The sequence below is a fragment of the Ruegeria sp. AD9 genome (genome assembly GCF_056542305.1).
The window spans coordinates 216,556-230,170 of record NZ_JBQFZP010000003.1 but is presented as its reverse complement, the minus strand read 5'-3'; the positions used below and the strand labels follow the sequence as shown (position 1 = coordinate 230,170).

The 13,615-nt window shown below is 57.5% G+C and carries 15 protein-coding genes; 5 read left to right on the top strand and 10 right to left on the bottom strand.

What is annotated here, in order from left to right:
- The first annotated feature begins 4 nt into the window (after positions 1 to 4).
- From fdh3B to ACR0AM_RS06505, 5 genes are all read left to right on the top strand, one after another.
- Positions 5 to 598: a formate dehydrogenase FDH3 subunit beta gene (fdh3B, locus tag ACR0AM_RS06525; protein ID WP_209504177.1), complete on the top strand. Its 594-nt coding sequence runs from the start codon at positions 5 to 7 to the stop codon at positions 596 to 598.
- A gap of 75 nt (positions 599 to 673) precedes the next feature.
- The gene (locus tag ACR0AM_RS06520) at positions 674 to 1,876 is read left to right on the top strand and encodes a formate dehydrogenase subunit gamma (RefSeq protein ID WP_480622448.1); all 1,203 of its coding nucleotides are present in this window, start codon (positions 674 to 676) and stop codon (positions 1,874 to 1,876) included.
- On the top strand, positions 1,877 to 3,139 hold the full coding sequence (locus ACR0AM_RS06515; RefSeq protein ID WP_480622447.1) for a c-type cytochrome: 1,263 nt from the start codon (positions 1,877 to 1,879) through the stop codon (positions 3,137 to 3,139).
- A 13-nt stretch (positions 3,140 to 3,152) separates the two neighbouring features.
- The gene (locus ACR0AM_RS06510; RefSeq protein WP_480476664.1) at positions 3,153 to 3,278 is read left to right on the top strand and encodes a hypothetical protein; all 126 of its coding nucleotides are present in this window, start codon (positions 3,153 to 3,155) and stop codon (positions 3,276 to 3,278) included.
- A complete protein-coding gene (locus tag ACR0AM_RS06505; protein WP_480622446.1) occupies positions 3,279 to 4,151 on the top strand; it encodes a substrate-binding domain-containing protein in 873 nt (290 codons plus the stop codon). It begins immediately after the preceding gene.
- A 64-nt stretch (positions 4,152 to 4,215) separates the two neighbouring features.
- Here the strand turns inward: ACR0AM_RS06505 and ACR0AM_RS06500 are convergent, their stop codons facing one another.
- From ACR0AM_RS06500 to ACR0AM_RS06455, 10 genes are all read right to left on the bottom strand, one after another.
- Entirely contained in the window at positions 4,216 to 5,031 is an 816-nt protein-coding gene (locus ACR0AM_RS06500; RefSeq protein WP_480622445.1) for an ABC transporter substrate-binding protein, read from the bottom strand.
- 20 nt (positions 5,032 to 5,051) lie between these two features.
- Positions 5,052 to 5,786 (bottom strand): ATP-binding cassette domain-containing protein, encoded by a 735-nt coding sequence (locus ACR0AM_RS06495; protein WP_480622444.1) that lies wholly within the window; start codon positions 5,784 to 5,786, stop codon positions 5,052 to 5,054.
- Positions 5,779 to 6,492 (bottom strand): ABC transporter permease, encoded by a 714-nt coding sequence (locus ACR0AM_RS06490; protein WP_480485912.1) that lies wholly within the window; start codon positions 6,490 to 6,492, stop codon positions 5,779 to 5,781. Before ACR0AM_RS06490 ends, ACR0AM_RS06495 begins: the two co-directional genes overlap by 8 nt.
- A gap of 159 nt (positions 6,493 to 6,651) precedes the next feature.
- Positions 6,652 to 7,641 carry an ABC transporter substrate-binding protein gene (locus tag ACR0AM_RS06485; protein ID WP_480476654.1) on the bottom strand — a complete coding sequence of 330 codons (990 nt, stop codon included), beginning with the start codon at positions 7,639 to 7,641 and terminating at the stop codon, positions 6,652 to 6,654.
- 61 nt (positions 7,642 to 7,702) lie between these two features.
- The gene (locus tag ACR0AM_RS06480; protein WP_480516704.1) at positions 7,703 to 8,548 is read right to left on the bottom strand and encodes an ABC transporter permease; all 846 of its coding nucleotides are present in this window, start codon (positions 8,546 to 8,548) and stop codon (positions 7,703 to 7,705) included.
- Positions 8,545 to 9,462, bottom strand: a complete 918-nt coding sequence (locus tag ACR0AM_RS06475; protein ID WP_480622443.1) for an ABC transporter permease — start codon at positions 9,460 to 9,462, stop codon at positions 8,545 to 8,547. Before ACR0AM_RS06475 ends, ACR0AM_RS06480 begins: the two co-directional genes overlap by 4 nt.
- Positions 9,459 to 9,902, bottom strand: a complete 444-nt coding sequence (locus ACR0AM_RS06470) for a GNAT family N-acetyltransferase (protein ID WP_480537652.1) — start codon at positions 9,900 to 9,902, stop codon at positions 9,459 to 9,461. Before ACR0AM_RS06470 ends, ACR0AM_RS06475 begins: the two co-directional genes overlap by 4 nt.
- Entirely contained in the window at positions 9,892 to 10,689 is a 798-nt protein-coding gene (locus ACR0AM_RS06465; protein ID WP_209595940.1) for an ABC transporter ATP-binding protein, read from the bottom strand. Before ACR0AM_RS06465 ends, ACR0AM_RS06470 begins: the two co-directional genes overlap by 11 nt.
- Before the next feature lie 54 nt (positions 10,690 to 10,743).
- Positions 10,744 to 12,198, bottom strand: coding sequence for a dihydropyrimidinase (gene hydA, locus ACR0AM_RS06460; protein ID WP_480622442.1), 1,455 nt, complete (start codon positions 12,196 to 12,198; stop codon positions 10,744 to 10,746).
- 92 nt (positions 12,199 to 12,290) lie between these two features.
- On the bottom strand, positions 12,291 to 13,541 hold the full coding sequence (locus ACR0AM_RS06455) for a Zn-dependent hydrolase (protein WP_480493380.1): 1,251 nt from the start codon (positions 13,539 to 13,541) through the stop codon (positions 12,291 to 12,293).
- Between the last annotated feature and the right edge of the window lie 74 nt (positions 13,542 to 13,615).

Here is a 13,615-nt window from a genome sequence, read left to right as displayed (position 1 = left end):
ATTAATGGCTAGAGCAAAGTTTCTCTGCGACGCTGAACGCTGCATCGAATGCAACGCCTGCGTAACCGCGTGCAAGAACGAGCATGAGGTACCCTGGGGTATCAACCGCCGCAGGGTGGTGACGATCAATGACGGCAATCCGGGCGAACGCTCGATCTCGGTGGCCTGTATGCATTGTTCGGATGCGCCCTGCATGGCGGTGTGCCCGGTCGACTGCTTCTATCAGAACGAAGAAGGTGTTGTCCTGCACTCCAAGGACCTGTGCATCGGTTGCGGCTATTGCTTCTACGCGTGCCCATTTGGCGCGCCGCAATACCCGCAGGCGGGCAATTTCGGTTCACGCGGCAAGATGGACAAATGCACCTTCTGCGCCGGTGGTCCCGAAGAAAACCACTCGACCGCAGAGTTCGCCAAATATGGTCGCAACCGGATCGCCGAGGGCAAACTGCCCATCTGCGCCGAAATGTGCTCCACCAAGGCCCTGCTTGCCGGTGACGGCGACGTGGTGTCGGCTGTTTACCGTGAACGCGTCGTGGCGCGCGGTTTCGGCTCGGGCGCCTGGGGTTGGGGTACTGCCTACGACCAGAAAGACGGCTAAGCCGCTGTCTGCACAAAGCAATGGACAACCCGCTCGGCGCGGGTTGTCCGATCTTGGAATTTGACCGAGGTTCAGATGCTCCGCTTTCTCATCGCTTTTCTGTTGACCCTTGGGCTGACCCTTTCGGCAGCCGCCCAAACGACCGATGACAGCAACGCCACGCCTGAAAGGGCGGGAACCGGCGGAGCGACGACCCTCGAAGACATTCTCGCCCGACAACGTGGTGAGCAGGTTGATAACGGATATCGCTCCGGCAATACCGGCCAGAGCAATGTCGAGGGCCTGATGGGTCAGCTTGGCACCCGTGGAGTCGCGTCGGATAGTGATGTTTACCGTGCGTTGCGCTATGGCTCGGCCAATGTGACCGTATCGTCAAATGGCCCGGCGGCAAGTGTGCTGATACAGGATGGCGGCATGTGGTGGCTGAACTTCCGCAGCGGACCGCTGCGCGAATATGGCACCTATATCATCGCCGGGATGCTGGGCATCATTCTGCTGTTCTTCCTGATCCGTGGGAAAATCCGCATCGATGGAGAGAAAACGGGCCGCACGGTTACCCGCTTCAACGGGATTGAACGTTTCGGTCATTGGCTGTTTGCAGGATCGTTCCTAATCCTCGGCATTACTGGTTTGCTCACGCTCTATGGCCGCGACTTCCTGATTCCGATCTTCGGCAAGGAAGGTTTCGCTACCATCGCACTGGGCTGTAAGTGGCTGCATAACAATCTGGCCTGGGCCTTTATGCTGGGTCTGATCATCGTCACGGTGAACTGGATTGCTCATAACATCCCCAACCGCACTGACCTGAAATGGCTGGCCGCTGGCGGGGGCCTGTTCACCAAGGGCAACCACCCGCCCGCCCGGAAATTCAATGCGGGGCAGAAGATCATCTTCTGGGCCTGCATCCTTCTGGGCGTGTCAATCAGCCTGTCCGGCTTGTCACTGTTGTTCCCGTTCGAGATGCCCCTGTTCGCCAAAACCTTCTCTGTCGCAAACGCCACGGGCATTCCGCAGGCGCTGGGTCTGACCTTGCCGGTGCAGATGTCACCGCAGGAAGAGATGCAATTCGCCCAAGTCTGGCATGTCATGATTGCCTATGTGTTCATCGCGATCATCGTCGCTCATATCTATCTCGGCTCGGTCGGGATGGAGGGCGCGTTTGACGCCATGGGAACCGGAGAGGTCGAGGAACAATGGGCGCGCGAGCATCACTCACTCTGGCTGGAAGAGGTGCAGAAAAAAGAGGCTGACACAGCAGCCGCCTCACCCGCTGATTAGATGCGTGGGCTGGTTCTGGCGCTGGTGCTGGTGCCCCTGCCCGCCGTGGCAGAATTCTTCACGCTGAAAGGGCATGGCGGCCCCATCATGGGCATCGCCGCCGCGCCTGACGGTCGCATCGCAACAGCCAGTTTCGACAACTCTGTGGGCCTTTGGACCGGGCAAAAGCCAGATTGGTTCGAAGGGCACGAAGCGGCGGTGAACGCAGTCGCGTTCAACGGCTCCGCTTTCTATTCTGCTGGGGACGATTTCACCCTGCGCAAATGGCCCAGCGGTGAAGTCATTGGCCGACACAAGGGCAAGATTGTCGGCCTTGCCACGTCAGAAACCCTTATTGCCACGGCCAGCTGGGATGGAACAATCGGCCTGTGGTCTGTCGATGGCACAGAACCCGCGCGGCTTGGACCGACTGGCAGTGGCGTAAACGCGGTCGCATTCTCACCTGACGGCACGCAGCTTTATACGGCGGGCGTCGACGGCGCTTTGCGGCTATGGGATGTATCCAGCAGGCAGGAAACAAGGCGTCTGGTCGAGCACGGGTTCGGCATCAATGAACTGGCCCTGAATGCACAGGATAACTGGATCGCCTATGGTGCGGTTGACGGTGTTACGCGTATTCTTGACCTTGCCACCGGGGAAGAGCGCGACTTCACACTGGACCGCCGCCCGATCCTTGCCCTTGCACTCAGCCCGGATCGGAGACTCTTGGCCGTAGGCGATGGCGAAGGGTATATTATGGTCATCGACACCGTCGATTGGCGCATTGCACAGGATTTTCGCGCCACGTTGCGCGGTCCGGTCTGGGCTTTGGCATTTTCCGCAGACGGTAAAAGCATCCATGCGGGCGGACTTGACGAGGCGATGTACAGCTGGCCTGTGGACGCGTTGTCCGACCAACACCAGATGGCCTCGGCAGAACCGAGTTTCCTGAAAAATCCTGATGAGATGGACAACGGAGAACGCCAGTTTGCGCGCAAATGTTCGATCTGTCACAGCCTGTCCTCCGATAATGCACGACGTGCAGGCCCCACCTTGCACGGTGTATTTGGACGTCAGGCCGGCACAGTTCGCGGATATTTGTACTCGGATACATTGCAAGGCTCTGATATCATTTGGAATGACGAGACAATAAATGCCCTTTTCGACGAAGGGCCAGACCACTACATTCCGGGGTCGAAAATGCCGATGCAGCGGATTGCCAAAGCACAGGATCGCCAGGATCTTATCGCTTTTCTGCGTCGCGCAACAACTGACCGGAACTAAACCGGAGGAGCCCATGAAAGCCTTTCTCGCCGCCGTCGCCGCGATGGTCGTTATTGCAGGCGCAGCCCCGTTTGTGCTGGAACAAATCGGATTCAGTACCGCTGACACAACATCCGGCACCGCCGTGCGCCTCGACTGAATGCCGCAATATCTGACCACCCGTGAACTGGCCGATCTGCTGCGCATTGGCGAGCGGAAGGCCTATGACCTTGCCTCGTCAGGCGAAATACCGTGCGTGCGCGCCATGGGTAAGCTGTTGTTTCCGCGGGCCGAGATCATTGCCTGGCTCAACGCGTCGCGATCCGGTCCTCAGGTCGCAGAACCGCCCCTGCCCCCGATCATAGCAGGCAGCCACGATCCCTTGCTGGACTGGGCGCTGCGTGAAAGTGGATCGGGGCTGGCCACCTATTACGACGGTTCTTTTGACGGGCTGATCAGGCTCAGCAAACGCAGCGCGCAGGCCGCTGTGCTGCACATCCACGAAAATGGCGGATTCAACAAAGAATCCCTGCTAGACACTTTGGGCGAAGCCCCGGTGATCCTGTTTGAAATCGCCCGACGTGAGCGTGGATTGCTTCTTGCCCCGGGCATATCCGACATCAATTCTTTTGACGACCTCAAGTCACGCACCGTCATTCTGCGTCAGGACAGTGCAGCAAGCCAGCGCCTGTTCGACACTCAACTGAAAGCCCACGGCCTGAGCCGGGATGATCTGGACATTCGACCAGGCTGCGCACGCACAGAAGAAGAGCTGGCCATCGCCCTGCATGACCGGAAGGCCGAGGCCGGTTTTGGGCTTGGCGCCCTAGCCGGTCTCTACAACTTGGGTTTTGTCCCCACTCATTCCGAGCGGCTGGACCTCGCGATCTGGCGCCGGGCCTTCTTCGATCCGCCAATACAGAAACTGCTGACCCTGTTGCGCTCGGGTCAATTCGCCCAGCGGGCAAGCGAATTCGGCGGCTATGACCTGTCTGGTCTTGGCACGATCCACCACAATGGGGCCAGCGGGTGAGCTTCCACCCGCGCCTTCATCTTTTCAAAAATACTCGCCCCGCAGGGGCTGGCCGCAGGCCAGCTTATTGCGCATTGGGGAAAAACACCTGCTGACCGTCCAGTCGGAAAGAGGCGATCGCCTCCTGCCCGTCCGGCCCGGTCAACCAATCGATGAACCGCTGTCCAGAGGCAGCGCGCACATGGGGATGCTTTTCGGGATTTACGAGGATCACACCATATTGGTTGAACAGACGCGGATCACCTTCGACCAGGATCTCAAGATTGCCTCTGTTACCAAAGGATAGCCACGTCGCCCGATCTGTCAGAGTATACGCGTCCATGCCGCTGGCCACATTCAACGTTGCCCCCATACCCGACCCGGTTTCCCGATACCAACTTCCGGACGCGCCGGTTGGATCCAGCCCCGCGGCAGACCAATGCCGCAGCTCGGCCTTATGCGTTCCACTGTCATCTCCGCGCGACGCAAACGGGGCTTCAGCGCTTGCGATCGCAGCAAGAGCGTTCAGAATTTCGGCACCACCGCGAATTCCGGCAGGATCTGCCTTGGGGCCCACCAATACAAAATCGTTATACATCAGGTCCTTCCGCTCCACGCCATATCCATCAGCGACGAATTTCTCTTCGGCGGACTTGGCGTGAACCAGCAGGACGTCACCGTCACCATTCACTGCGTTGCGAATTGCCTGACCTGTTCCTACGGCCACGACGCGCACGTCAATGCCCGACTCGGCCTCGAACCACGGCAGAATATAGTCCAACAGCCCCGAGTTCTGGGTGGATGTCGTAGATTGAACGACAATGAACGGAGTCTCTGCCCTGGCCGCACTTGCCGACAGACCAAGGGCTATCACTGCTGCCCGAAATATTGCGCGGAACATCATACTCTCCGTTTTATCTTTTAAGTAACCAATCCACCCGCGAGGTAGCGGCGCGATGCTTCGCTTACAGGGGTATCCAAAACCTGTTTTGCGGGGCCGTGTTCAACCACATGACCGCCCTGCATCATGACCACATCCGAGGCCAAACGACGGGCCTGACCAATATCATGTGTCACTATCACGATCCGTACACCCCGCGCAGAGGCGCGCAGAACCATACGTTCGATCATCTGTGTCGCGCCGGGATCAAGGGCGCTGGTCGGTTCGTCCAGAAACAGTGTTTCGGGCTCCAGCGCCAAGGCACGCAATATGGCCAGCCTCTGGGCCTCGCCGCCCGATAGTGATCGGGCGGATTGCCGGGCCTTACCATCCAGCCCGCCTTCGGCCAGCAACTCGGTGATACGTGCCTTTCTTGCTGTTCGCCCAATGCCCTGTCGCTTAAGGACAAAGCCCAGGTTTGCAGCAACAGACCGTCGCAACAGAACCGGTCTCTGAAACACCATGGCTTGGCGCGCTTTCTGCGCGGCGCTCAGAGGGCTTCCATCCTGCACCACCCGCCCGCGATCCGGCGAGATCAGGCCATGCAAGCACCGCAGCAACAGGCTTTTGCCCGCACCGTTGGGGCCAAGAAGCAACGTCGGCCCCAGACCATCCAGAACCAATGAAGGAACATCCAGCAAAACCTTGCCGTTGCTGCGAATTTGCAAGTTTTCAACTGTCAGACAGTTCGACATGTCACAGGTCACGTCACGCATGGCGCAACCCCTCCTGTTCGGCCCGCAAACTGACCGCGCTGACCATCGCGTTTACGGCAATTGCAATTCCGATCAGGATCGCCCCCAGCGCCAGTGCCAGAGACAGATTTCCCTTCGACGTTTCAAGCGCAATGGTCGTCGTCATCACGCGGGTCACATGATTGATGTTTCCGCCAACGATGATAACCGCGCCCACCTCGGCGATGGCGCGTCCAAAACCTGCAAGCAAAGCCGTGACAAGTGCCAGTCGCGCATCCCACAACAAAACCGGCACCGAGGCCAGCCGTGACACACCCAAGGAGCGCAGCTGTTCGGAATATTCCTCAGCCAGCATCTCAACAACCTGTCGCGTCAAAGCCGCGACAATGGGGGTGACCAAAACGACCTGCGCAATGATCATGGCAGTCGGAGTGTACAAAAGCTCAAGCACCCCAAGGGGACCGGAACGGGACAGCATCAGATAGACCAGCAGGCCCACGACAACCGGCGGAAACCCCATCAGTGCATTCATCAGGACGATCAGCATCCTGCGGCCGGGGAACCGGGCGACGGCCAACGCAGCCCCCACGGGCATTCCGATCAGAGCAGAAACCAGCACCGCAAACACGGACACTTTCAGAGACAACAACACAATTGCCCACAGCTCAGAATCTCCCCCGAGGATCAAGGCGATCGCAGCGCTGAATTCTGATGAAAATTCCTGCATTTTCTTCCCAGTTATCTACGCTTCGTACAGAACGCGCTAGATTACAGGGAAATACTACTTCTTTTCGGTGCCAAGTACAGACACAATTCCGACATCCCGAATACGAAACGCGGCCCCGATTGGGACCGCGTTTTTTTTCACTCAGATGAACCGTTGGCGTCAGTTCAGAGCAGCGTCCGTGATCTGATGCGTCCAGGCCCCTTCGGGTGTTTTGGTGATCACCGGATCAGAACCTCCGGCCAGCAGGGTACCAACGGTGCGATCAAAATCCGCCGGGTCCAGCGCGCCGTTCGAACCTGCGGTCAACTTGGCGATCTCACCCATCATGCGTTTCTGATGCTCTTCTGTCTGCGCACCCGTTGCATCGTTCTCCAGCACGATATCTGCCGCTTCATCGGGGTTTTCCTCGGCGTATTTCCAACCTTTCATCGAAGCGCGCACAAATCGCTGCATCTTGTCGGTGAACGCCGCATCGCTGAGATTTTCTTCCAGAACGTAAAGACCGTCTTCCAGCGTCGCGACACCCTGGTCTTCGTATTTGAAAGTTACCAATTCATCCGGGCTGACACCGGCATCGATGACCTGCCAGTATTCATTGTAGGTCATGGTGCTGATGCAATCCGCCTGACGTTGCAGCAGCGGGTCGACGTTGAAGCCCTGTTTCAGAACTTCCACACCGTTGTCGCCTTTCCCATCAGTGCTGATGCCCAACTGGCTCATCCAGCTCATGAACGGGAATTCATTGCCAAAGAACCAGACGCCCAGCGTGCGGTTCTTCAGGTCCTCGGGCGACGAAATACCGGCATCTTTCCAGCAGGTCAGCATCATGCCCGAGCTTTTGAACGGCTGGGCGATGTTCACCAACGGCAACCCTTTTTCACGTGCGGCCAGAGCGGCAGGCATCCATTCAACGGTCACATCAGCACCGCCGCCCGCAATCACCTGTGTCGGAGCAATGTCAGGCCCGCCGGGCAGAATGGTAACGTCCAGCCCTTCTTCCTCGTAAAAGCCCTTGTCCTTGGCAACGTAGTAGCCCGCGAATTGTGCTTGCGTGACCCATTTCAGTTGCAGTGTCACTTCATCCGCCGCCAGCGCCGTACTGGCTGCCAGACCAAAGGCGGCAACCGCCCCGCTGAATAGCTTGTTCATCTTCATTTCTCCTAGTTGCTTGTTGCGCCCCGATTTTCAGGGTCTGTTGATTTTCTTCGTCTTATCCGCGTTGTGAGGGGTGCCAGAACGTCACCACTTTTTCGATTCCCGCCACCAGGCCATAAAAGGCCGTACCTGCGATAGCGGCAACAACGATTTCGGCCCAGACCATGTCCAACGACAATTGACCGACGCTGGTGGATATCCGAAATCCCATACCGAGTGTTGGCGATCCGAAGAATTCAGCCACGATGGCGCCAATCAAAGCCAAAGTTGTCGAAATCTTCAACCCGTTGAAAATGAAAGGCATCGCCGCAGGCAGCCGCAACTTCAGAAAGCTCTGCCAATAACTTGCAGCATAGGTTTCCATCAAGTCACGCTGCATCGCTGTGGCCTCGCGCAGACCGGCCACGGTGTTGACCAGCATCGGAAAGAACACCATCACAACGACCACCGCCGCTTTGGAATGCCAATCAAACCCGAACCACATGACCAGAATGGGTGCCGTCCCCACAATAGGCAAAGCCGCGACGAAATTCCCGACTGGCAATAGCCCCAAACGCAGGAAATCCCACCGATCAACAGCAATCGCTATAAGGAAGGCCGATCCACAGCCGATGACATATCCGCTGAGCGCGCCTTTCAGGATCGTCTGAACAAAGTCGGCCCAAAGAATGTCAAGGCTACCTGCAAATCGCACCGCTATGGCGGAGGGTGCAGGCAGAATGACCAGCGGCACTTCAAGCCCGCGGACCACCAGCTCCCAGGCTCCGACGATGGTCAGACCAAAAATCACCGGCGCCAGGAAGCGTACCATCTGGCTGTCGGCTTGCGGGCCACTGGCCAATCGGCTGTTCAACCACCAGCCGAAGGCCCACAGCAGCAAAGCAAAGACAACCAACATCATTGCGCCATCCCCATTCGCCTCAGAACCGACCGTTCAATCAATCCCAGCAAACCGACCAGGCACGCGGCCAGAATGGCTGCTGCAAACAGCGCTGACCATATCTGCACGGTTTGACCATAGTAACTGCCTGCCAGCAACCGAGCGCCCAATCCTGCGACAGCGCCTGTCGGCAGCTCGCCCACGATTGCGCCGACCAGCGATGCCGCAATACCGATTTTCAACGAGGTGAACAGGTATGGCATCGACGCAGGCAAGCGCAGTTTCCAGAACCCCTGCGATTGGCTGGCATTATAGGTCCGCAACAGGTCAAGTTGCATCGCGTCAGGGCTGCGCAACCCTTTGACCATGCCTACAACAACCGGAAAAAAGCTCAGATAAGCCGAGATGATCGCCTTGGGAATGATCCCCTGAACCCCAACCGAGTACAGGACCACGATAATCATCGGTGCCAGAGCGATAATCGGGATCGTCTGGCTCACGATAGCCCATGGCATGACTGACAAATCCATCACGCGGCTATGCACGATCCCAACGGCCAACAAGACTCCCAGCCCGGTCCCGATGACAAAGCCCAGCATCGTAGCGCTGAGTGTCACCCACCCATGAAAGATCAGCGATCTCTTCGAGTTGATTTTCTTCAGAACAGTTGTATCCCACAGTTCAATCGCCACCTGATGAGGTGATGGCAAACGGGGCTTGCCTTGCTCCCAAGTTGCTGGAATCGCGAACGAATTATTCAGAACCAGACCGAACTCTCCCAGATCCCGGCGCGCACTTGCGGTGGGTGGCTGAACCTCGGCACCGCCACGTTCAAGCTCGGTCAAAACCCCTTTGATGTTCATCGGAACGCAAGCGACATACCAAAACAGAACGATCACGGCGACGACGGTGAAAACGGCAATGATCTGCTTCATGCGTGCCACTCCATTCGATAGACGGGCACTGTATTCGGCGGTACGGGTGGTTCTTCGGCAGTTACCTCGAACCCTTCACGGCGGTAAAACCTCTGCGCCGCCTGATTGGGTTTGTGTGTTGTCAGCCAAAGATGGGTCCGACCCTGCTTCGCCTTGGCAACGAAACGCTTGCCAATTCCCTGCCCCGTCCGGCTGCAATACAACGCACCGATTTTACACTGCGCCGGATCTATGGACATGTAGCAATCAACCGGATCACCCGCGACCCAGATCTCGCGACTGTCGAACGCTTCATGGATCAGGATCGACAATTCCTCCACCGGCAATTCATCAGGCATCCAGTCCGTCTGCCAGGCCCAGTTGCAAATCACACGAGCACAAGCCGGCACGTCACTTACCACGGCCCGTCTGATGGTTTCTGCCCCCGGATCAGTCGTCATAAGAATGCCCCGCCCGCAACCCGTCGCGAACACGATGGGCCACTTCGATGAATTCCGGAGTGTCACGAATGTCCAACGGCCGTTCCTTTGGCAGCGGGCTGTCGATCACATCCGTAATCCGCCCCGGCCGCGGGCTCATCACGACAATTTTGGTGCTCAGATATACGGCTTCGGGAATCGAATGCGTCACGAAGCCGATGGTCTTTTCTGTTCTGGCCCAAAGCGCCAGAAGCTGCTCGTTCAAGTGGTCTCGCACAATCTCATCCAAAGCGCCGAACGGCTCATCCATCAACAAGATATCAGCATCAAAGGCCAAAGCCCGGGCGATGCTGGCGCGCTGCTGCATCCCACCGGATAACTGCCAGGGAAACTTTCCTCCAAATCCTTCAAGATCAACCAGTTCCAGGACTTTTCTCACCCTTTCCTCCTGCTCGGATGCGGAATAGCCCATGATCTCAAGCGGCAACTTGATGTTCTTTGCTATGGTGCGCCAGGGATAAAGGCCCGCTGCCTGAAAGACATACCCATAGGCCCTGTTCCGCCGTGCTTCGTCCGCTGTCATTCCGTTGACAGTCAGCGACCCGCCGGTCGGTGTCTCCAAGGCCGCAATACAGCGCAGGAAAGTGGTTTTCCCACAGCCCGAGGGGCCAATGAAACTAACAAATTCACCCTTGTCGATCGTCAGGTTCACGTCTTTCAACGCGTGAACAGGCCCGTCATTGGTTTGAAAGGTGAGGTCAAGCTGCCTTGCTTCGATGACGTGCTGGGTCGTGCTTTCAGTGGTCATTCTACTGCCTTGAAAAGAGTGGTGCCGGGGCCGCCCAGACAGCGGCCCAACGGATCAAACCCCCGTCGCCGGGATACCTGTCCGCTCAACTGGCCGAGGGGTGGTTAGTTCTTTCCACGCGCTCAAAGCCTTGTTGACGGTCGTATTTGCCTCGCGCGCAACGAACTCGCCATGGCCTTCCTGCGTGCGGATTTCACCATCATGTACCGCAACCTGTCCGCGGGTCAGCGTAAAGCGCGGCAGGCCTTTGACCTCTTTGCCCTCAAACACGTTATAGTCAATCGAAGATTGCTGCGTACTGGCTCTGATCGTTTTCGTTTTTTCAGGATCCCACACGACGATATCTGCATCCGCTCCAACAAGGATCGCGCCTTTTTTCGGATAGCAATTCAGTATCTTGGCGATGTTTGTTGAAGTCACCGCAACAAATTCATTGGGCGTCAGGCGTCCGGTATTCACACCATGCGTCCACAGCATCGGCATCCGATCTTCCAGACCACCGGTCCCGTTCGGGATCTTGGTAAAATCCCCAACTCCAAAGCGTTTCTGTTCGGTCGTAAAGGCGCAATGGTCGGTTGCCACAACACTCAGCGATCCTGATTGCAGGCCATTCCACAGGCTGTCCTGGTGCTGCTTATTGCGGAACGGGGGGCTCATGACCCGCCGCGCGGCGTGGTCCCAATCCTGATTAAAATATTCGCTTTCATCGAGGGTCAGATGCTGAATCAGCGGCTCTCCCCACACCCTCTTGCCCTGCATTCGGGCTCGGCGAATGGCCTCATGAGACTCTTCGCAGGATGTATGAACAACATACAGCGGCACGCCCGCCATATCTGCGATCATAATGGCCCGGTTTGTGGCCTCACCCTCTACTTGCGGCGGTCGGGAATAGGCGTGCGCTTCCGGGCCAGAGTTCCCCTCGGCCAGAAGCTTGGCACTCAGTTCGGCAACGACGTCTCCGTTCTCGGCATGCACCATTGCGATGCCGCCCAGTTCGGCCAAACGCCTGAACGAAGCATAAAGCTCATCGTCATTCACCATCAATGCGCCTTTATAGGCCATGAAATGCTTGAACGTGTTGATGCCGCGCGTCTCGATCACGGTCTTGAGGTCGTCAAATACCTGTTCACCCCACCATGTCACTGCCATGTGGAACGAGTAGTCGCAATTCGCCCGCGTTGATTTGTTGTCCCAGCGCTTCAGGGCATCCAGCAGGCTTTCACCCGGATTGGGCAGCGCGAAGTCAACAACCATCGTCGTGCCCCCGGCCAGGGCCGCCCGCGTACCGCTTTCGAAATCGTCGCTGGAATAGGTGCCCATGAACGGCATTTCCAGATGGGTATGCGGATCAATCCCGCCGGGCATCACATAACAGCCGGTCGCGTCCAACTCGCTATCCCCTTTCAGACCCATCCCGATCCCGGTGATGACGCCGCCTTCGACCAATACATCCGCCTTGTAAGACAAATCCGCGGTGACAACGGTTCCGTTTTTGATAACAGTACTCATTTTGAACTCCCTGATGCGGTCTGCGCCGCTTGCTTCATCTGGCCAAAAATATCCCGGGGGAGTCGCCCAATGGGCGACGGGGGCGGCGCCCCCTATTCCACGATTTCGGCAGTCTCGACCACGGCATGCAGCAGGACATCTGCCCCGGCTGCCGCCCAATCCTTGCTGATCTCTTCAGCCTCATTATGGCTCAACCCATCAACACAGGGGCACATGACCATGGCGGTCGGGGCCACACGGTTGATCCAGCAGGCATCATGCCCCGCGCCCGAGATGATGTTGGTATGCGAATAGCCCAACCTTTCAGCCGCATCGCGCACGGCGGACACGCAATCGTCGTCGAATTTAACCGGATCAAAACCGCCGACTTTCTCGAATTCGATCTGCAGGCCCATTTCTTCGACAATATCTTCCGCCGCCACCCGCAGGCGGTTTTCCATGTCGGTGATCACCTCCAGCTCGGGCGAGCGGAAATCGACCGTGAAAACGACTTTTCCGGGGATCACATTTCGCGAGTTCGGGAAAACGTCAATATGCCCCGCAGCACCAACCGCATGCGGTGCATGAGACCAGGCGATTTCGTCCACTTTCTCAAGAATGCGCGCCATGGCAAGTCCGGCATTCTTGCGCATCGGCATCGGAGTCGAACCTGTATGGGCATCCTTGCCGGTCACCGTGATCTGTGTCCAGCTCAGACCCTGACCGTGGGTAACGACGCCGATATCCTTGCCTTCGGCTTCAAGGATCGGGCCCTGTTCGATATGCAACTCAAAGAAAGCGCGCATCTTGCGCGCGCCGACTTCTTCTTCGCCGCGCCAACCGATCCGGTTCAGTTCATCCCCGAATTTCTTACCCTCGGCATCTTCACGGTCATACGCCCAGTCCTGCGTGTGCATTCCTGCAAAGACACCGGACGACAGCATGGCAGGCGCATATCGCGTCCCTTCCTCGTTGGTCCAGTTGGTCGCCACGATGGGATGTCTTGTCTTGATCCCGAGATCGTTGAGCGTTCGGATAATTTCCAACCCGCCCAGAACGCCCAGCACACCGTCATATTTTCCACCGGTCGGCTGCGTATCCAGATGCGATCCCACATAGACCGGCAAAGCGTCCGGATCGGTGCCCTCACGATGCGCAAACATGTTGCCCATCTGGTCCAGACCCATGGTGCATCCAGCCTCTTCACACCACTTCTGGAACAAGGCGCGGCCTTCGGCATCTTCGTCAGTCAGAGTTTGCCGGTTATTCCCCCCCGCAACACCGGGACCGATCTTAGCCATCTCCATCAGGCTGTCCCACAACCTGTCGCCATTGATCCTGAGATTCTGCGCCGGAGCTGCCATTGTCTTATTCCCTGTTTGCTTGCGATTTTGCTCGCTATTGGTGTCTTGATTTGACCAACTGGTCAAACTCACGC